This window comes from Aquabacterium sp. A08 (genome assembly GCF_011742065.1).
The window spans coordinates 1-410 of the sequence record NZ_JAAQQT010000173.1 but is presented as its reverse complement, the minus strand read 5'-3'; the positions used below and the strand labels follow the sequence as shown (position 1 = coordinate 410).

1 protein-coding gene is annotated in these 410 nt (G+C 59.8%); it reads left to right on the top strand.

All coding sequences use genetic code 11. The features are described from left to right. Positions 1 to 207: 207 nt before the first annotated feature. Positions 208 to 410 (top strand): S-adenosylmethionine synthetase N-terminal domain-containing protein (locus HA630_RS00985; protein WP_243855312.1); only part of this gene is annotated, 203 nt, incomplete at its 3' end.

Genomic DNA, 410 nt, shown 5'->3' with positions numbered 1-410 from the left:
GGCCAGCGGGCCAAAAATCGGAACACAGACAGCATGGTCACACGTCAGGGCATGGGCCGGTGCCTGCACCGCCCAGCGGGTTGGAATTACAATGCGCGCATCGCCGAGTTACTGAACAACTTGCGGGCGATTCAAAAATTCAGCTAAAGCGTTCGCCAAGCACCCTTTGCCCGGCGACCGCCAGGCAGTTCATAGGAGTGTATTCAAATGGCGAACGACTTTCTTTTCACGTCCGAATCGGTCTCGGAAGGCCACCCCGACAAGGTGGCGGACCAGATTTCGGACGCCATCCTGGACGCGATTTTCGAGCAGGATCCGCGCAGCCGCGTGGCCGCCGAAACCCTGACCAACACCGGCTTGGTGGTGCTGGCGGGCGAAATCACCACGAACGCGCACGTGGACTACATCCA